This is a genomic window from Candidatus Eisenbacteria bacterium, assembly GCA_035712145.1.
Lineage (GTDB): Bacteria > Eisenbacteria > RBG-16-71-46 > RBG-16-71-46 > RBG-16-71-46 > DASTBI01.
On the sequence record DASTBI010000159.1, the window covers coordinates 20,821 to 38,830 of the forward strand.

Here is an 18,010-nt window from a genome sequence, read left to right on the forward strand (position 1 = left end):
TCCGCAGCCCCTACGATCCGCTCTCTCTCTTGCGCGCCAGCAGCGTTTCCCACGCCTTCATCCGCCGCGCGATCTCGGCTTCGTAGCCTTCGCCCGTAGGCTCGTAGAAGCGGCGGCCGACGAGCTCGTCGGGGAAGTGCTGCTGGTCGCTGATCCGGCCTTCCTCGGCGTGAGCATAGCGATAGCCGGCGCCGTATCCGAGTTGCTTCATCAGCCCGGTCGGCGCGTTGCGGATCACCAGTGGCGGCGGCAGGCTCCCGCTCTGCTCCACCTCCTCCATGGCGCGGCCGAATCCTTCATAGACGGCGTTGCTCTTGGACGCGGTCGCCAGATAGACGGCGCATTGCGCGAGCGCCAGCTCCCCCTCGGGCGTGCCGAGCTGGTGGTAGGCCTGGAAGGCGGCGACGGCGAGCGGCAGCGCCTGGGGGTCGGCGTTGCCGACGTCCTCGCTGGCGAAGCGCACCAGCCGCCGTGCCACGTAGAGCGGGTCCTCCCCCGCCGCCAGCATGCGAGCCAGCCAGTAGAGCCCGGCGTGCGGATCGGAGTCGCGGAGTGATTTGTGGAGCGCCGAGATCAGGTTGTAGTGCTCCTCGCCCGCGCGGTCGTAGCGCAGGTGCTTTCGCGCCAGCGCGTGGCGCACGTCGTCGGCCTCGATGCGCGGCTTGCCGTCCGCAGGCGGCCGCGCCACGGCGGCCGCCGCGGCGATCTCCAGCGTGTTGAGCGCTCGGCGCGCATCACCGTCCGAGGCGGCGGCGAGCACCTCCACGGCTTCCGGCGTGACCTCGACCGCGCCCTCGAGGCCTCTGGGATCGGCGACGGCGCGCTCGATCAGTCGCCTCAGGTCCTCGGGGCCCAGCTCCTTGAGCACCACGACCCGCGCGCGCGACAGCAACGCCGCGTTGACCTCGAACGATGGATTCTCGGTCGTGGCGCCGATCAGCACGATGTCGCCGCGCTCGACGTGGGCCAGGAAGGCGTCCTGCTGCGCCTTGTTGAAGCGATGGATCTCGTCGAGGAAGAGGACCGTGGGCCGCCCGGTGCGGCGCCGCTCCAGCGCCGCGCGCGCCATCGTCTCCTTCACTTCCTTGACCCCGGTGAGCACGGCGCTGAAGGCCACGAACGGCGCGTTCGCGGTCCTGGCGATCAGCCTCGCGATCGTGGTCTTGCCGCTGCCCGGGGGCCCCCACAGCACCATCGAAGACAGATGCTGGCCGTCGCGCAACAGCGAGAGCGGCGAGCCCGGCGCGAACAGATGCTCCTGGCCGACCAGCTCGTCGAAGGACTGCGGCCGCATGCGGTCGGCCAGCGGTCCGGCCGGCGGCGGCGCGTCCGAAAGCGGCGCGCCGAACAAGTCCCCGCTCACGCGTCTTCGCCGGCCGTCGTCGAGCGCTCGAGGGGAAGAGTGGGCTGCGACGGAGAAGGTTCGGACGCTGGAGTGCCAGGCGGAGCAGCGGGCGCCGGAGACGCCGGCGGTGGCGGCGTGGCTTTCGCGGGCGCCGCCTGAGCCAGGCCACGGGCTCGGCCCCATTCGAAGAGGATCTGCGCCGCCTCCTCGACCGCGAGCGGCCGCCCGAGCGACATGCCCATCTGCTCGAGCCGCTGGAACAGCTCGGCCAGCACCGGCGGCTCCACGTTGCTGCGCTTGAGACGCGCGGCGTCGCGGAACACGTCATCAGGAGTGCCCTGGGCGACGATCTCGCCGCGCCCGGCGAGCACGTACACCACGTCCGCCATGGCCTTCACGACGTTGACGTCGTGCGTGGCGATGACGAGCGTGACGCCGTGCAGCCGGTGGAGCTGGTTGAGCAGGCCCACGAGATCGGCGCGCGAGGCCGGATCGAGACCTTGGAAGGGCTCGTCGAGCACCAGCAGCTCGGGCTCCAGCACCAGCGCGCCGGCCAGCGCGACCTTGCGGCGCTCGCCGCCCGACAGGTAGTGACACACCTTGTGCCGCAGATGGGTGATGCCTACGCGTTCCAGCGCGCGCTCGACCATCTTGTCGACCTCGTCCTGGTCGTATCCGTAGCTGCGCGGCGAAAACGAGACGTCGTCCCACACCGTCGGCGCGATGATCTGCTCGTCCACGTCCTGCATGAGGACGCCCACCCGCTCCCGGATGCGGTTGAAATGCCGAGCCGGGTTGACTCCGAACACCGAGACATCCCCTTCGCGCGGCTCGAGCAGTCCCAGCACGTGGAACAGCAGCGTGCTCTTCCCACACCCGTTGGGCCCGAGCACCACCACGCGCTGCCCCTTCTCCACCACGAAGTCGAGGCCACAGATGTGCACTTCGGTGCGGTCGGGGTAAGTGTGCTTCACGCACGAAACGCGGATGATCGACTCGCTCATGCGGCCCTCCACAGCAGGATCGCCGAGGCCGTGACGACGACCGCCACCGCGAGGCTCAGCAGGTCCGCCGGCGAGCGGTGGGCGAAGTGGCGGCAGCCGCAGATCCGGCCGGAGTGCCCCCTCAGCAGCATGGCGGCATACAGGTTCTGGCTGCGATCGAAGCTGTGGACCGCCAGCGTGCCCATGCCTTCTCCCGCCAGTGCCAGGCGGCGCCGCAGCGAGCCCGAGAACCCGCCGCGCAGCCGCATGGCCTGGCTCAGCCGCTCGCTGCGCGAGAGCAGCGCGAACAGCGCCCGATAGGTGAGGAAGAGTCCATCGCCGGTCTGGCGCGGCAGCAGCCGGGACAGCGGCGCGAAGAGATCGGGATACGGCGTGGTGCCCACCAGCCACGCCGCAACCAGGCTCGCGGTCAGCGGCCGCAGCAGCAGAACCAGAGGGGTCCCGGCGGTGCCGTCCCAGCGGGAGATCAGGAAGAGTCCCAGGAAGGGCAGCGGATATGCGGCGGCCAGCACGGCCACCCGCGCGGGGAGCCGGCTGGTCGCCACCAGCACCCAGGCCATTCCGTGAACCACGGCGAGCAGGATCAGCGACGGGGAGGTGATCGCGATGCCGATGATGCCCGCGGCGATCGCGAGCTTCCCGAGCGCACTGGCGCGATGCCACGAGGAGCTCCCGGTGCTCGCGTGGTGATCGATTCTGGAGAGCAGGGATGTCACGCGGATTCCCCGGAGAGCGCCGGCAACAGCCCGGGATGGACGCGCGACAGGAAACGCCCGATGCCGAAGGCGACCACCGTCTCGATGAGCAGGCCCAGCATCCAGAAGGCGATCATCACGGCGCTCACCACTTCGAGCCGCGGGGGCGTTGCGCTCAGGCTCGCGGGATGCTGCGGCGCTCGCAGCGCGAGCGTCACCACGCCGAACCACAGGAGCCCCGAGACGATCTGCCCCGCCGCCGTCGCCACCGCCAGCGCCGGCGCCGCTTTCATTCGCCGCGCCACTCCGCCATAGACCAGGCTCGCGGTGGCTCCGGAGAGTCCGAGCACGAGCGTGTTGAGTCCCACCGCCGTCAATCCGCCATGGCCAATGAAGGCGAGGATCAGGCTCACCACGAACATCACCTGGAACCCCGCGGCCGCGCCGAGCAGGACGCCGACCGGTCCGGCCAGCGAGAGATGGAAGTCCAGCGGGCCGAGCGGGACTGCCATCGCGGCCAGCATCATGGCCGCCAGCGATCCTTGATAGGCGATGCGGCGAGGATCGATCACCCGGCCCGCGAAGACGAGCGTGACCAGGACCAGGATCAGGGACCCCACCCAGATCCACGGCGGCAGCACCCCGTCGGGGAGATGGAGATGCGACATGCTCAGTGCGACAAGGCCAGGGCGGCGCCGGTCGCTCGTGCGCCGCACGCGGCGAGCGCCTGCAGGCAAGCTTCCATGGTGCTTCCGGTGGTGATCACGTCGTCGACGACCAGAACCGTTCTCCCTTCGAGCGCCCGAGCCTCCGTCACCCTGAACGCACCCGCCAGATTGGCCCGTCGCGCGCGCGGGTCGAGTCGAGCTTGCGGCCGGGTGGGTCGGACGCGCTCGAGGCTTCCCTCCAGCCTCGGGCAACCGAGTGCTTTCGCCGTGGCTTCGGCCAGCAGTCCGGCCTGATCGTAGCCCCGCTCTCTGCGGCGAGCCGGATGCAGTGGTACGCCCAGGACCAGGTCCGGACGATAGGCCGAAGGGAGTGCGTTCGCAATCCGACGGCCGAGGTCGGTGGCGACCCGCGGGCGCCCGTGAAACTTGAGCGCATGCACCGCGCACGCCGCCCGCTCGTCGTACACCCAGGCCGGATAGGCTCGATAGCCGGGCTCGCGCAGGCATCCCGGCGGTTCCTTGCCGGCGGAGAGGCAGCGGACGCAGACGGCGCCGTCGAGCCGCGGTACCGCCGCGCCGCAGGGCTCGCACAGCGCGCGATCGGGATCGAGACCAAGACCGCAGGAGGGGCAGCGCAGCGGCAGCAGGAACGCCTCGAGCTCGTCCCGCAGCAGCGCCGCGGCGCGGACCAGGCGATCGATGGCGGCGGGGGCGCCACCCTTCAGCGTGGCCACCCCACCGCTCGCGCGAGCGGATCGACGGGGACTCTGCGCGAGAGCCACAGCGCCAGCGAGCGCCGCGCCTGGAACACCAGCAACCCGAGTCCGTCGTAGGCCTCACGACCGGTCGCGCGGGCTTCCCGGATCCAGGCATGCACCTCGGGCCCATACCGGAGATCGACGATCAGCGCGCGCGAAGGCAGGTGATCGAGAGCCACCGGAGCATCGAGCGGTGTCGCGTTCACGACCATGGTGACGGGCTCGCCGGCAGGCGCGCCGCCGAGTGACGACCAGGGCCGCAGCGTGGCGCCTTCGATCTCCGAGAAGCTCGGGCGCGCGTCATCGGGCCGCCGCACATACGAAACGACCGTGGCGCCGGCTTCGCCGAGCGCCAGCGCCAGGCTGCGCGCGGCGCCGCCGCCGCCCAGCAGCCATACCCGCTCCCGGCTCGGATCGCGGCCCAGCGTGGCCAGCAGATCGATGAAGCCCAGGCCGTCCGTGGTGTCTCCCCACAAGCCGTCGTCGCCGAATCCCACGGTGTTCACCGAGCGCGCCTTGCGCGAGGACTCGGAGACGCGATGGAGATGAGCGAGCACGGCCTCCTTGAGCGGATGCGTCAGATTCGCCCCTCGAAACCCGTATGCGTCGAGCTCGCGCAGCCGCTCGCCCACCGACGTCGCGGAGGTCCGCAGCGCGGCCGATGTGCCGGTGAGCCCGGCCGCGGTGAGCCCGGCGCGATGGAGTGCGGGCGAACAGGTGTAGGCCAGCGGCTCGCCCAGGACCGCGAGGGCGATACCACGGCTCACGCGCGAGCCGCCAGCCTTCGCAGACGGAGGACCATCAGGGTCGCGAACAAGGCGAGCGCGAAGCTCGTCACCTGGCTCTCCTTGATCTCCATCGTGGGAAGCGTGATGAGGGTCGCCTCGGGCTCGTAGGCGCGCGTGGCGTCGAGAGGAATCCGAATCAGGGCGAACAAGCCGATGAAGATCCAGAACAGCGTCCCCGGAACCCGGAAACGCTTGCGCAGCAGCCACACGAGAACGAACAACAGGAGCCCCGCCAGCGCGAAGTAGAGCTGTGAAGGATGCACCGCCGCGTTGCCGAACTCGAGACCGGCGAAGGAATCGGACGGAAACACCACGCCCCACGGCTGGCTGGTCGGCACGCCGTAGCAGCATCCGTTGAGGAAGCAGCCGACGCGGCCGATCACCGTCCCGAGCGCGACCGCCGGCGTCAGCGCGTCGGCCACCGTCCACATCGGCATGCCGAGCTGGCGCCCGGCGATCAGGCCGGCCACGGTCCCGGCAACGACGCCCCCGTACAAGGTGAGCCCGCCTTGCCAGACGGCGAGGACGCTGCCCCATTCGCGGCGGAACTCCTGGACGTGCTCGAGCACGTAGAGAGCGCGCGCGCCCACGACCGAGCTCACCAGCACCACGAGGATCACCGTGATGAGGCGGTCCTCGTCGAGCCCCAGGCGCCGCGCCTCGCGCAGCGAGACCCACGTGCCGAAGAGGAAGGCGATGGCCAGCAGCAGGCCGTAGGAGCGAATGTGGAGAACGCCCCAGTGAAAGATGTCCGGATGCACGCGGTCAGTATTCCTGACGTCGGATGGCGACGTTCTGCAGCAGGCCGAGCTGAATGCAGTTGACGATCAGGGCGGTTCCGCCATAGGAGAGCAGCGGCAGCGGAAGACCGGTCACCGGAGCCCAGCCGATCGTCATCATGATGTTGACGATGATGTGATAGAAGAGCGCGGAGACCAGTCCCACCGCCATCAGGCTGGCGAAGCCGTTGCGCGCCTGCAGCGCCAGTCGATAGCCACGAAGAATCACGACCGCGTACAGTATCACCACGGTCAACGCGCCCAGCAGGCCGAGCTCCTCGCCCACCACCGAGTAGATGAAGTCGGTGTGCCGCATGGGCAGGAACGCGAGGCCCTTCTGCGTTCCGCGCAGGAATCCCTTCCCCACGAGTCCTCCCGACCCGATCGCGATCTTGGACTGGATGATCTGGTAGCCCGCGCCGTGCGGATCCTGGCCGGGATTGAGGAAGGTCTCGATGCGGCGCTTCTGGTAGTCGTGCAGCTGGTCCCAGAGGTGCGGCACCGCATAGGCGACCGCGCCGTTGACGGCCACGGCCAGCAGCAACGTCGACAGCTTGGGCCGGACCGCGCCGAGCAGGACCGCGAAGCCAGCCGCGAACCACAGGAGCGATCCGGTCAGGAAGAAGAGCGCCACGTTGAACACCGGCGAGAGGCCGAGCAGCAGGTGGCCGGGGGGCATGCCCGCCCAGAAGTACATCGCCACCAGGATCACCGGGAACGACAGCGAAGTCCCGAGGTCGGGCTCCTTGGCCACGAGCGCGAACGGCACCAGCGTGATCAGCAGCGGCGGCAGCCAGTCGCGGATCCTGCGCAGGTCGAGATTACGGTCGTCGAAGCGCCGCGCGAGCACGAACACGGTGGCGATCTTGGCCAGCTCGGAGGGCTGGAACTTGATGGGGCCCAGCTCCAGCCAGCGTTTGGCGCCCATCGCGCTCGTGCCGAAGCCGAGCACGGCCACCAGCAGCAGGATCGAGATGCCGTAGAGGATGTAGGCGAACGTGTCGTAGAGCCGGTAGTGGATCGCCGCCGCCAGACACGCCGCGGCCAGCGCGAAGCCGAACCACAGCAGCTGCTTGGCCCAGAGCCCTTCGTGCTGCCCCGGCACCGTGGTGGCGCTGTAGACGATCGACAGCCCCATGGCGACGAGCAGGAACGCGGCCACGGTGAGCGCGATGTCGATCGATGGCAGCCGCCACTTAGTCCCCACGCACCACCCCCGATGTGTCGATCGGTATGGGAACGGGAGGCACCTCGGTGGTCGAGGTGTCGGGAGCGAACAGGCGGCGCAGCACGGCGCCGGCCATCGGCGCGGCGACGCTGCCGCCGTGACCGCTGTTCTCGATGACGAACGCCAGCGCGATGCGCGGGTCGTCGGCCGGGGCGTAGCAGACGAACAAAGCGTGGTCGTTGCCGTGAGGATTCTGCGCGGTGCCCGTCTTCCCTGCGACCTTCACGTCCTGGACCCGTGACGCCGTGCCGGTGCCGGACTCCACCACCAGCTCCATGCCGTGCTGCACGGCGCGCCAAACCGCGGGATCGGCGGCCACGCCCGGCTGCAAAGGGCGCGGCGTGTGGAAGTCCGGCGCGCCACGCACCTCCTTGACGACGTGCGGCCGGACCGGGCGTCCTTGGGTCGCCACCTCGGCCGCCATCAGCGCGAGCTGCAGCGGCGTCACGAGCAGCTCGCCCTGCCCGATCGCCAGGTTGAGCAGCGTCCCCTTGCGCCAGCCGTTGACACCCCAGCGCTTGTCGTAATACGCCTGGCTCGGGACCAGACCCCGGCGCTCCTGCGGCAGATCGATTCCGGTCTTCTCGCCGAGGCCGAAGGCGAGGGCCGCGGCCTCGAGCCGGGCGAGGCCGAGCTTGGTCCCGATCTGATAGAAGTAGACGTCGCACGAATGCTGCAGCGCGCCAGGGAAGTCCAGCGAGCCGTGTCCCTCGCGCTTCCAGCAGCCAAACGAGCGTCCACCGAAGTGATAGCTCCCGAAGCACGATGCGAAGCGGGACGCGACGCTCGCCACTCCCGAGCGCAGCGCGGCGAGCATGACGATGACCTTGAACGTCGAGCCTGGAGGATACGCGCCCTGGATGGCGCGATTGAGTAGCGGGTTCGCGCCGCCGCTCGAGAGTTGCTTCCACCGGGCGAACGAGAGACCTCGCGAGAATTCGTTGGGATCGAAGGCGGGTCGGCTCACCATGCCGAGGATGCCGCCGTCCCGCGGGTCGATGGCGACGGCGGCCCCGCGCGACACCTTGGCCATCGCCTCTTCCATCGCCTGCTGCACCCGGAGATCCACCGTCATCACGATGTCGTGGCCCGGTTCGGGCCGCTGGGGCGGGCCCTCGGAGAGCGTCGACACCCGGCGTCCCATCGCGTTGACCACCACGAACTCCGCCCCGTCGCGCCCGCGCAGGAACTCCTCCAAGGTGCGCTCGACTCCGGTGCGTCCGATGAGGTCTCCGGCCTGGTAGCCCTGCTGCTCGCGCTCGACCAGCTCCTTGTCGTTGATCTCGCCCGCATAGCCGAGCAGATGCGAGGCCAGCGTGCCGTGCGGATAGCGCCTCAGAGGCTGGATCACGACCTCGAGACCGGGATACTCGGCGCGCGACTCCTCGACCGCGGCCAGCACGGGAAAAGGCGCGTTGTGCCTGAGCGTGGCGGTCTGGCCACTGCGGTTCGCCTTCCGCACCAGCTCGGTGACGCGCGTCGTGTCCTCCTCGAGCAGACGGCTCACCTGCCGCACCCACAGGGGATCGACCACCAGCTTCGCGCGCGCGGTGCTCTCCGCCGGCAGCGGACGGAAGACGATGTTGAAGCTCGGGTAGTTGTCCGCGAGCAGCTCGCCGTTCCGGTCATAGATCGCGCCCCGCGGCGCCCGCATGACCTCCAGCCGGACGCGGTTCTCCTGGGCCAGCCTCAGGAAGTAGCCGTGATCCTGGATCTGGAGGATGAGGAGGCCGACCGTGATCACCGCGAACCCTCCGACCGCGAGGGCGGCGAGCACGAAGAACCGGCTCTCCTTAGAGCGTCTTTCCTGATTGTAGGTCTGCATGTCCCAGGATCGTGCGTCCGCCCAGACGGCGGATGATCGAAAGCACCAAGGCGCCGAGGAACGCCGTCACCACCGAGCCGAGCGCCACTCGCGTGACCATCACCTGCCAGGCGTGGAATCCCCCGAGCTCGAAGGCCGCCGTCCACGTGAGGTGCGCGGCGGTGGCGATCAGCAGCAGGACGAACTGCGTGCGCGGACTCTCCTGCACCAGCGTTCCCGACAGACGGCCGACGACGTAGCCCAGCAAACTCAGGATCAGCGCGTGGCGACCGAGCCAGTGCGCGGTGTCGAGGTCCGCGAACAGGCCGAGCGCGAAGCCGAACGTCGCGCCCCAGCCCGCCCCGCGCCGCAAGGCCCAGGCCACCGTGGCGAACGTCAGCACGTCGATCACGATGCCACGCGCGGCGAGCGAGGCCAGGGCGGTCGAGCGCAGCAGCAACACCGCGATCAGAGCGGTCGCCAGCGCGCCCAGGCCTCTCATCGCGCCCCCGGATCGAGAGGTCCTGGAATCACGAAGACGTGGCGCAGCCGCGTGAACCGCGCGGCGGGCTGGAGCTCCACGGCCTGCGTGAGACCGTCGGGCTCCTGGCCCACCTTGACCACGCGACCGACCGGAATGCCTCGCGGGTATCGCCGCGACATCCCCGAGGTGAGCACGCGCTGACCCACCAGCACGGTGTCGGCATACGGAACCGAAGTCAGCGTCAGCGAAGGCCGTGGTGAGAGGGTGAACCGCACCACGCCCAGGACTCCGGTGCTCTCGACTTCACACGCCACCGAGACCGTGGGATCGCTGAGCAGGGCGACCCGGCTCTGCATCGCATAGACCTCGGAGACGCGGCCCACCAGCCCCTCGCTCGTCACCACCACGTCGCCCACGCGCAGGCCGGCTTTGGCTCCGGCGCTCAGCGTCGCGGCCGCGGGGATGGGCTCCCCGGTCATCGCGATGATCTCGAGCGGCCTGAGAAAGGGATTCCGGTACCCCGGGAGCGCGAGCTGCTGGCGAAGCTGACGGTTCTCCTCTCCCGCCCGCCTCAGCACGGCGTTCTCGAGGCTCAGCGCCGTGAGCCGCTCGTGCAGCTCCTGATTCTCGATCCACGCCGCGCCCAGCCGGTCCATGGCCAGGACCACGCGATCGAAGGGAGCGAACAGAAAGGCGCCGAACCCGCGCAGCGAGGCCTGGGGCAGACGCTCGCCGACGATGAGGAGAAGGAGAGACAGCATGACATACAGAGCGACCAGGGCACTGCTGCGGCGCTCTGCGGGGGGGAGAACGCCTCCCATGGGGCGAAGACCTCAGTCCCTGTGACCGCCGATGATGACCTTTCCGTAGTCCTCGAGATGTTCGAGGACCTTGCCCGCTCCCAGGACGACGGCGGTGAGCGGGTCCTGCGCGACCCGGATGTTGAGGTTGGTGACTTCGCGCAAGAGCAGGTCCAGGCCGCGGAGCAACGCGCCGCCGCCGCTGAGAAAGATGCCGCGGTCCACGATGTCGGCGGCCAGCTCGGGAGGCGTGCGCTCGAGCGATTCTCGCACCGCGTTCACGATGTTGCCGATCGGTTCCTGGAGCGCTTCACGGATCTCGACGCTCGAGACTCTCAGCGTGCGCGGGATCCCGCGCACCAGGTCGCGGCCCTTGATCTCCATGTCCATTTCTTCGGGCAGCGGGAAAGCGGAGCCGATCTCGATCTTGATGCGCTCGGCGGTCTGCTCGCCGATGAGCATATTGTAGGCCTTCTTCGCGTAGTTGGCGATGGCCTCGTCCATCTCGTCGCCGCCCACGCGGATCGAAGTCTTGGTTACGATGCCGTTGAGCGCGATGACCGCGATCTCGGTGGTGCCGCCGCCGATGTCGACCACCATGTTCCCGGTCGGCGTATCCACGGGGAGGCCCACGCCGATCGCCGCGGCGATGGGCTCCGGCACGAGCAGCACCGGCTCACGGCACCCGGCCCGCACCGCGGAGTCGATGACCGCGCGCTTCTCGACCTCGGTGATTCCGGAGGGGACGCAGATGATGATGCGCGGCCTCACCAGGAACTTGTGCTTCTGCACCTTGTGCACGAACTCGCGCAAAAGGTCTTCCGTGACTTCGAAGTCCGCGATGACGCCGTCCTTGAGCGGACGAATGGCGTTGATCTCGTCCGGCGTGCGGCCGAGCATCAGCTTGGCTTCGCTGCCGACGGCGAGCACGCGTCCCGAGGCTTTGTCGACGGCGACCACCGACGGCTCGTTGAGAACGATTCCGCGGCCGCGCACGTACACCAGCGTGTTGGCGGTGCCAAGATCCATCGCGACGTCGGTCGAGAAAAAACCCATCAAGCTATCGAGAAACATCCATGCCTCTCCGATGAGTGGTTACAACGTCGTCGAGCTTGTCGGCCGCGATGAACGGCGCCGTGAGGTGGGTCGCGGGGCCTCCATGTCCCACAATGGGCTTCGGCACGCTAGCACCCCGAACTTGAGCCCTCAAGCGGTTTGGACCCAATCAATTGGCGTGGGGGCCGGGGAGCGGCGTTCCCGGGCCCCGGGAGACCTCGCCAGTGTCGAGGCTCGCGACACTTCTCCCGAGTCTCCCCGGTCCAGGACCCGAACCCAGTCGGGGACCGACTGGGCATCCTACGGTTTCCCAATCAGTTCGGACGACGGGCAGACCCGGCGAGAGCGTTGGACCGGTCCTTGCCCATCACGTCCTGCATGCGGGGGAAGTCCCGCATACCCTCATCGGGTGTTCCGAAGCGGCTCTCCGGACACTCGACGCGCCGGCGCCCTTGCGCCGGCGCGCTTTTTTTGAGGCCGGACCGCGCCGGCGCGGGTATGAGCGAGGGGCCCTCCGAGGGTTTGACGAGGGCCTAGGCACCGCCGAAGATAGAGGCGCCCCGTACCCAACGAATGCTGCTTCGCAAGCTCTCGCTTCTCCTCGTCCCCGCGCTGCTCGTGGCCGCGTCCGTCCTGCCCGGCCGCGCCCAGGAAGACCTCACCGGCCGCTACGCCTTCGCCGACACCACGCTGCTGCGGGACACGCTGGGCCTGACCTTCCGGGGCCTCTTCCGCCTCGCCGACAGCCTCGAGATCGCGCCCGACACGCTGCGGGCTCATTCGATCCGATACCGGCTCCCGCTCTCCCGGCTGGTCGCGATCGCGGACAGCATGCACGTCCCGGTGGACAGCGTGGGTGTCACGCTGCTGCGCGAGCGGTTCAACCCGTTGGCCGCGCGGACCGCGGGGGTCAACGACTTCACCTACAGCACGACTTACAACCTCTTCCAGACTCGCAGCTCGTGGCTCAACGGCGCCGACTACAACTTCGTTTACGGAGCGCTGTTCATCCGCAACGTGACGACCATCGTGCTCGACCGCCTCGAGACCAGCGGGGCGACCACTCAGATTCAAACGCGGGACTCCAATACGGAGGGTGGCTGGCGCCTCAACCCGGACTACTCCGTCGGGGCTCGCGCGCTGCTCTACGGTTACGACTCCGACGATCCCACCACCGTCAGCAACGTTGCCGATCGGCGCAGCGAATACCAACTCTCGCTGCGCACCCGCCAGAGACCGTCCCCGAGGATCAACTCGGAGCTCAACCTCTTTGCCGGCATGCAGGAGCGCCACGACCAGGAGCAGGACAAGCACGGATGGTCGGCCGAGGCCAATGGTCGCTTTCGACAAACGATCGGAGCATGGTTCGTGCACGAGCTGAACGGAAAAGCGACCGCGAGCCGGAGCCGGGTGCTGCTCGCCACCGCATCGAACCATGAGAACACCCACGACCTGATCGGGAACCTCAACGGGAACCTGTCCCTGTTCAACAACGCGAGGGTGGGCTTCAAGACCACTTACGCGCTCCAGGGCAGCGACGTGGCTGATGCGAATCTAACGACGGGTGTGATCGACCGCCTTGGCTCGAACCGTCTGGCGCTGGACGCGGCGCTGCGATCCCGCCTCGGCCCGGATGGATTCGTCACCCTGACCCAGCGGATCGCCCACAACGAGCAGATCACGGCGCTCAACGGCCCTTCCGCGCGCAACACGAGCGGCACCACCCTCGATGCCCGCACCACCTACTGGGGCTGGGGGGTCGAAGGCCGTTTCTCGCTGAACCACGCAAACGGTGAGTCTCCCGAGCTCTCGGCCACCGGCGGCTACGGGGAGAAGAGCCAACTGCGCAACCTCGAAGGGTCCCTGACACGCCGGCTCTTCGGCCATCTCGACACACGGATCAATGCGCGCATCGGCCTCAACTCGTATCGTTACCATGTCATCGGCGTCTACCCCACGCCCCCCGTGACTCGGGACCAGGCGCTGCAGTCGTACCAGATCGACGGCACCTACGTCTTCACCAAGGACTTCAACAGCGGACTCATGCTCGAGGTCATGAGAAACCAGCTCGTCAACATCCCGAGCGCCAGCACCTCGGCCAACAACACCTTGAGGACCTACCGGGCCGAGTGGCGCTGGACCTACAGGCTGTTGGCCGGACTCACCGCGTCGCAGCGAAATACCCTGGGCGCCAACTACACCTCGTACAACTTCCTCACCGGCGCGGATCGTGTGGCGCTCGACTACGGAACTCTCACAACGCTCAACGCGGTGCTCACGCCTCGATTGTCGATCGATCTGACGCACAGCGGCCAGGTTCAGCCGAGCGGCGGGTGGACGCGGCTGTCGGACGGCGAATACGTCTTCCGGCCGGCCGACGAGTCCCGCATCTTCTCGCTGCTCACCCGGTTCCAGTACACGCCCAGCCCTCTTCTCTCGCTGACGTTCTGGCCGAAGTATCGCTCTACCTCGCGCGAGGGAACCCTGAACGGGGTGACCACTCCACAGCGCGACAATCGCAATCTCACGTTCGAGGGAACCGCCAGCCTGAACATCCCCATCGGCTCTCGGGGAACCCTGTCCGGGAACGTGGGACGCCAGTACTACGCCGACCGGTCGACCGATTTCTCGTCCGGAGTCGCCGAGCCTTCACCGCTCAGCGAGCAGGACTACTGGACCGGCTCGCTTCAGTTCTCGTGGAAACCGTGATGACACGCTCGGCGCGACTGGGACTTGCTCTGCTGGTGGCGTTGGCTTCGTGCCTGTCCGGGTGCGACTACTTCCGGCCCGCCGAGCCCGAGCCGCCGACGTCGACCTCGTTCGTGCCGGACTACGGCAGCCCGGACTCCACGCTGGCCACCATCGCCAAGGCGATCGCGGACAAGAGCCGGACGATCGGCGCAACGGCCTACGCCGGCGCCTTCGCCGACTCCCTGATCACCTCGCCACCGGTCGGCTATCACCAGCTCTTCTGGCCCCAGGACGTCGCCGACTGGAGCTCGTCGACCGGCGGCCGCCAGCCACCCGGGGACTGGGGATTCGACATCGAGCAGACGTTCTACACGCGCTTCATCCGCCTGCGGCCGGACGCCTACCACATGGAGTGGGCGCCGGATGACCTGAACCCCGACAACATCGGCGGGAACACGGCCAGGATCAGCCGGCACTACCAGGTGACGACGCACGCCTCGGACGGTACGCGGACCAGCTTCCAGGCGGTGGGCTTCGCCGACCTGACCTTGGTCCGCTTCTCCGACGGCAACTGGCGTATCGTGCTCTGGGAGGACCGGCGGGATCCGGACGCCGACCCGAACGACTCCAATCAGATGACGCTGGGCAAGAGGAGGCTGAACAGCACATGAGCTTCGTGCGCTTCCGCCTTGCTCTCCGGGCGCTGACCGCCGGCGCGCTCCTGGCTTCGCTGGCGCTCTGCAGCCTCACGGCCTGCTTCAACCCGTTCGATCCCAGGGTCGGCGATCCGGGGATCACCGAGCCGGCCCCGGTGCCGGACAGCCCGGAAAACCTGATGAGACTCCTCGAGTGGTGCTACGAAAATCGCGCGACCTTCGAGTACCGCGAGATGTTCGACAACGACTACCGCTTCGTATTCGGTCTGCTGGATCCCGACGGCGAGCCGTACCGCACGAAGCCGTGGAATCGCGAGGACGAAGTCGAGAGCACCACCAACCTGTTCCAGGGGGGCGATGCCAACCAGCCGGCCGCCACCAACATCGTGCTGATCTTCGACAGAACCTTCCGCGTCACCGACGATCCCGACCGGCCCGGCCGAGGCCACAAGCTGATTCGCACCTCGGTGACGCTTCGGATCGTGGCCGACCAGGCGACCAAGGAAGTGGCCGGCTACGCGAACTTCTTCCTGGTGCGCGGCGACTCGGCGGCGATCCCGCCGGAGCTCAGCGATCGCGGATTCGAACCGGACTCCAATCGCTGGTACATCCTGCGGCACGAGGACGACACGCTGCCGCCCGAGGACGCCTCGACGGCGCCCCTCACCCGCGCCGCACCGGTCGCGCAGACTCCCGCGCGGGCAGCCTTCTTCGACACGCAGCGTTACTCGTGGGGCGGACTCAAGCACGCTTACCGCTGACGGCTCGCTCCTTGTAGCGCTCGCGGGCGGGTCCTATACTCCCGCGGCCTTTTTTCGTACGCGCCGAATCGATTCCGTCACCGCATCGGCGCCGCCGCCCACCGGGAGAACCGCATGCGTGCCGAAGGGGTCAACACGCAAAAAGAGCTGAATCCGCTCGCCAACGCCGAGCGTCAGTTCGAGGAAGCCGCCGCCCGCCTCAACCTGCCGGCTGGCATCAAGGAGTTCATCAAACGACCGCGGCGCATCACCATCGTGTCGCTGCCGGTCCAGATGGACGACGGGACCATCCGGATCTTCACGGGATACCGGGTGCAGCACTCGATCATCCGCGGGCCCGCGAAAGGCGGCATCCGTTACCACCCCGGCGTCACGCTCGAGGAAGTGGAGGCCCTGGCGGCCTGGATGACCTGGAAGTGCGCGGTGGTCAACATCCCCTTCGGCGGCGGCAAGGGCGGCATCATCTGCGACCCCGACAAGCTCTCCAAGACCGAGCTCGAGAAGCTGACGCGGCGTTACGCGGCGGACCTCTCCGATCTCTTCGGCCCCGAGAGCGACGTGCCTGCGCCCGACGTCAACACCAACGAGCAGGTGATGGCGTGGATCGTGGACACCTACTCCATGCACGAGCGGAAGACCGAGTACGCGGTCGTCACCGGCAAGCCACTCGAGGTTGGCGGCTCGGCCGGACGCCGCGAAGCCACCGGACGCGGCGTGCTGTTCTGCGTGCGCGAGGCATGCGAGCACCTGAAGATACCCCTGCGCGGCGCGCGCGTGGCGGTTCAGGGCTTCGGAAATGTCGGCTCGGTCTCCGCCGACCTCATGAACAAGGACGGCGCCAAGATCGTCGCGGTGTCCGACGTCACCGGGGGCATCCACAACGAAGGCGGGCTCGACATCCCCGCCTTGCTCGCTTACGTGGCCGACCACCGCGGGGTCAAGGGCTTCCCCGGCGGCAAAGCGCTGTCCACGCCGATCGTCGAGCACGACTGCGACATCCTCGTTCCAGCCGCGCTCGAGAGCGTGATCACGGCCGAGAACGCGGATCGAGTCCTCGCCCGCATCGTCGCCGAGGGCGCCAACGGGCCTACCACGCCGGACGCCGATCGGATCCTCCAGAACAAGGGCGTCTTCGTGATCCCCGACATCCTCTGCAACTCGGGAGGCGTCACGGTCTCGTATTTCGAATGGGTCCAGAACAGAATGGGTCTCTACTGGCCCGAAGCCGAGGTCAACCAGCGCCTCGAGCACACCATGGTCCAGGCCTTCCGCGACGTGCTGAACAAATCCCTCGAGCACCACGTCGACATGCGGGTGGCGGCCTTCATGGTGGCGATCGAGCGGGTGGTCAAGGTCATCATGCTGCGCGGCGTCTACGCCTGAGCGACCGAAGAGCGAAACGGCCCGGCGCCTCGCGGGTGCCGGGCCGTCTTTTTTCGATCGCTGATCTAGAAGGCGAGGTTCAACGAGATGTGGTGGACGTCATCGAAGAACTCGCTGACCTGCTGCCCCGCATAGTCCACCCACAGGTTCGCGCTGCCGAGTCCGACCCGGACGCCGGCCCCGTAGGTCAGTCCGAACAGATCGTCCTCGTTCCCGCTGTACTTGTAGCCGAGACGCAGCGCGGCGTCCTTGCGGTACATGTACTCCGCCCCGATGCGCCCGTCGTCCATGGCGTAGCTGTTGTTCTGGTACAGGCCGTGCACCATGACCGAGTTCGCACCCTGCATCAGCGGGTATGACATGCCGAACTGAAAGTTGGACGGCAGCTCGAAATGCGCCGAGCCCGAGCCCACGGTGCGCGGCGACGCCTGCGGATCATCGCCCGGGAGGACGATGTTCTGGTCGAAGTCGGCGCCATCGAACTCCAGACTCGGGCCGAAGTTCTTCATGGCCAGACCCAGCATCAGCCCCTGGAATCCGGTGTCGTACTGGAAGCCGAAGTCGAACGCCACGCCGGACGCCGTCTCCTGTAGAATTTTCTCGGCCACGTAGTACACGGTGCCGCCGAAGTTCACGCGATCCGTCATCTGCCGGCCGTAGGTCAGTCCGAGCGTCGCGAAGGTCGGCGAGAACATCTCGCCGGTGCCATCCGGAGCGGTCTCGGACGTGAAGGCAATCTCCCCCACGCTGAACACCTTGGCGCTCAGCCCCACCGTGCCGACATTGCCCATCTTCTGCGCGACCCCCACGAAGTTCACGGCCATGTCCGCGATGAACTGCGTGTTGCTGAACATGACCTCAGTGGGTGAGTCGTTGCCCACGATCCCGGCGGGGTTGTAGAAGATCGACTCCACGCCGCTCACGGCGCCGAGGTTCGCGCCGCTCATGCCCACGTTGCGGGCACCGATCGGCAATCGGAGTTCAGGGGCGCCGGACGTGCCGAGCCGGTCGTCCCCGGCCGCGAGGGCCACACCCGATCCAAGAACGAGGATGACCGCGGCCATCCCGAGAATTCGCTGTGCTCTCATCGTCAGACTCTCCTCTCGTCGA

At 68.1% G+C, this 18,010-nt stretch carries 17 protein-coding genes; 4 read left to right on the top strand and 13 right to left on the bottom strand.

From position 1 onward, the window contains the following. Nucleotides 1-10: 10 nt before the first annotated feature. From VFQ05_10500 to VFQ05_10555, 12 genes are all read right to left on the bottom strand, one after another. The gene (locus VFQ05_10500) at nucleotides 11-1,294 is read right to left on the bottom strand and encodes a replication-associated recombination protein A (protein ID HET9327194.1); all 1,284 of its coding nucleotides are present in this window, start codon (nucleotides 1,292-1,294) and stop codon (nucleotides 11-13) included. A gap of 65 nt (nucleotides 1,295-1,359) precedes the next feature. After that, complete coding sequence (locus VFQ05_10505; GenBank protein HET9327195.1) at nucleotides 1,360-2,349, bottom strand: energy-coupling factor ABC transporter ATP-binding protein; 990 nt, start codon at nucleotides 2,347-2,349, stop codon at nucleotides 1,360-1,362. Then, the gene (locus VFQ05_10510) at nucleotides 2,346-3,065 is read right to left on the bottom strand and encodes an energy-coupling factor transporter transmembrane component T (GenBank protein HET9327196.1); all 720 of its coding nucleotides are present in this window, start codon (nucleotides 3,063-3,065) and stop codon (nucleotides 2,346-2,348) included. Before VFQ05_10510 ends, VFQ05_10505 begins: the two co-directional genes overlap by 4 nt. Then, nucleotides 3,062-3,712, bottom strand: coding sequence for an energy-coupling factor ABC transporter permease (locus VFQ05_10515; GenBank protein HET9327197.1), 651 nt, complete (start codon nucleotides 3,710-3,712; stop codon nucleotides 3,062-3,064). The genes VFQ05_10510 and VFQ05_10515 overlap by 4 nt, the downstream gene beginning before the upstream one ends. A gap of 2 nt (nucleotides 3,713-3,714) precedes the next feature. Further along, nucleotides 3,715-4,446: a ComF family protein gene (locus tag VFQ05_10520; protein ID HET9327198.1), complete on the bottom strand. Its 732-nt coding sequence runs from the start codon at nucleotides 4,444-4,446 to the stop codon at nucleotides 3,715-3,717. Continuing rightward, entirely contained in the window at nucleotides 4,434-5,237 is an 804-nt protein-coding gene (locus VFQ05_10525) for a hypothetical protein (protein HET9327199.1), read from the bottom strand. Before VFQ05_10525 ends, VFQ05_10520 begins: the two co-directional genes overlap by 13 nt. Further along, the gene (gene lgt / locus VFQ05_10530; protein ID HET9327200.1) at nucleotides 5,234-6,019 is read right to left on the bottom strand and encodes a prolipoprotein diacylglyceryl transferase; all 786 of its coding nucleotides are present in this window, start codon (nucleotides 6,017-6,019) and stop codon (nucleotides 5,234-5,236) included. The genes VFQ05_10525 and lgt overlap by 4 nt, the downstream gene beginning before the upstream one ends. 4 nt (nucleotides 6,020-6,023) lie before the next feature. Next, nucleotides 6,024-7,244 carry a rod shape-determining protein RodA gene (gene rodA, locus VFQ05_10535; protein HET9327201.1) on the bottom strand — a complete coding sequence of 407 codons (1,221 nt, stop codon included), beginning with the start codon at nucleotides 7,242-7,244 and terminating at the stop codon, nucleotides 6,024-6,026. Continuing rightward, a complete protein-coding gene (gene mrdA, locus VFQ05_10540; protein ID HET9327202.1) occupies nucleotides 7,234-9,042 on the bottom strand; it encodes a penicillin-binding protein 2 in 1,809 nt (602 codons plus the stop codon). Before mrdA ends, rodA begins: the two co-directional genes overlap by 11 nt. A gap of 16 nt (nucleotides 9,043-9,058) precedes the next feature. Continuing rightward, a complete protein-coding gene (gene mreD, locus VFQ05_10545) occupies nucleotides 9,059-9,571 on the bottom strand; it encodes a rod shape-determining protein MreD (protein ID HET9327203.1) in 513 nt (170 codons plus the stop codon). Then, the gene (gene mreC / locus VFQ05_10550; GenBank protein HET9327204.1) at nucleotides 9,568-10,314 is read right to left on the bottom strand and encodes a rod shape-determining protein MreC; all 747 of its coding nucleotides are present in this window, start codon (nucleotides 10,312-10,314) and stop codon (nucleotides 9,568-9,570) included. Before mreC ends, mreD begins: the two co-directional genes overlap by 4 nt. A 72-nt stretch (nucleotides 10,315-10,386) precedes the next feature. After that, nucleotides 10,387-11,427, bottom strand: coding sequence for a rod shape-determining protein (locus VFQ05_10555; protein ID HET9327205.1), 1,041 nt, complete (start codon nucleotides 11,425-11,427; stop codon nucleotides 10,387-10,389). Between the two features lie 555 nt (nucleotides 11,428-11,982). Between VFQ05_10555 and VFQ05_10560 the strand changes: the two genes are divergently transcribed. From VFQ05_10560 to VFQ05_10575, 4 genes are all read left to right on the top strand, one after another. After that, nucleotides 11,983-14,118: a hypothetical protein gene (locus VFQ05_10560; protein HET9327206.1), complete on the top strand. Its 2,136-nt coding sequence runs from the start codon at nucleotides 11,983-11,985 to the stop codon at nucleotides 14,116-14,118. After that, entirely contained in the window at nucleotides 14,118-14,771 is a 654-nt protein-coding gene (locus tag VFQ05_10565; GenBank protein ID HET9327207.1) for a hypothetical protein, read from the top strand. Before VFQ05_10560 ends, VFQ05_10565 begins: the two co-directional genes overlap by 1 nt. Further along, nucleotides 14,768-15,517: a hypothetical protein gene (locus tag VFQ05_10570; protein HET9327208.1), complete on the top strand. Its 750-nt coding sequence runs from the start codon at nucleotides 14,768-14,770 to the stop codon at nucleotides 15,515-15,517. Before VFQ05_10565 ends, VFQ05_10570 begins: the two co-directional genes overlap by 4 nt. 114 nt (nucleotides 15,518-15,631) lie before the next feature. After that, nucleotides 15,632-16,900, top strand: coding sequence for a Glu/Leu/Phe/Val dehydrogenase (locus VFQ05_10575; GenBank protein ID HET9327209.1), 1,269 nt, complete (start codon nucleotides 15,632-15,634; stop codon nucleotides 16,898-16,900). A gap of 65 nt (nucleotides 16,901-16,965) precedes the next feature. On the opposite strand, the gene VFQ05_10580 is transcribed toward VFQ05_10575, so the two are convergent. Beyond that, on the bottom strand, nucleotides 16,966-17,988 hold the full coding sequence (locus VFQ05_10580; protein ID HET9327210.1) for a PorV/PorQ family protein: 1,023 nt from the start codon (nucleotides 17,986-17,988) through the stop codon (nucleotides 16,966-16,968). Nucleotides 17,989-18,010 lie beyond the last annotated feature (22 nt).

Coding starts and splice junctions, on each gene's coding strand:
- VFQ05_10500 (HET9327194.1), bottom strand. CDS start 1,294: ATGCGGCCGCAGTCCTTCGACGAGCTGGTCGGCCAGGAGCATCTGTTC.
- VFQ05_10505 (HET9327195.1), bottom strand. CDS start 2,349: ATGAGCGAGTCGATCATCCGCGTTTCGTGCGTGAAGCACACTTACCCC.
- VFQ05_10515 (HET9327197.1), bottom strand. CDS start 3,712: ATGTCGCATCTCCATCTCCCCGACGGGGTGCTGCCGCCGTGGATCTGG.
- mreD (HET9327203.1), bottom strand. CDS start 9,571: ATGAGAGGCCTGGGCGCGCTGGCGACCGCTCTGATCGCGGTGTTGCTG.
- mreC (HET9327204.1), bottom strand. CDS start 10,314: ATGCTGTCTCTCCTTCTCCTCATCGTCGGCGAGCGTCTGCCCCAGGCC.
- VFQ05_10555 (HET9327205.1), bottom strand. CDS start 11,427: ATGTTTCTCGATAGCTTGATGGGTTTTTTCTCGACCGACGTCGCGATG.
- VFQ05_10560 (HET9327206.1), top strand. CDS start 11,983: ATGCTGCTTCGCAAGCTCTCGCTTCTCCTCGTCCCCGCGCTGCTCGTG.
- VFQ05_10565 (HET9327207.1), top strand. CDS start 14,118: ATGACACGCTCGGCGCGACTGGGACTTGCTCTGCTGGTGGCGTTGGCT.
- VFQ05_10570 (HET9327208.1), top strand. CDS start 14,768: ATGAGCTTCGTGCGCTTCCGCCTTGCTCTCCGGGCGCTGACCGCCGGC.
- VFQ05_10575 (HET9327209.1), top strand. CDS start 15,632: ATGCGTGCCGAAGGGGTCAACACGCAAAAAGAGCTGAATCCGCTCGCC.
- VFQ05_10580 (HET9327210.1), bottom strand. CDS start 17,988: ATGAGAGCACAGCGAATTCTCGGGATGGCCGCGGTCATCCTCGTTCTT.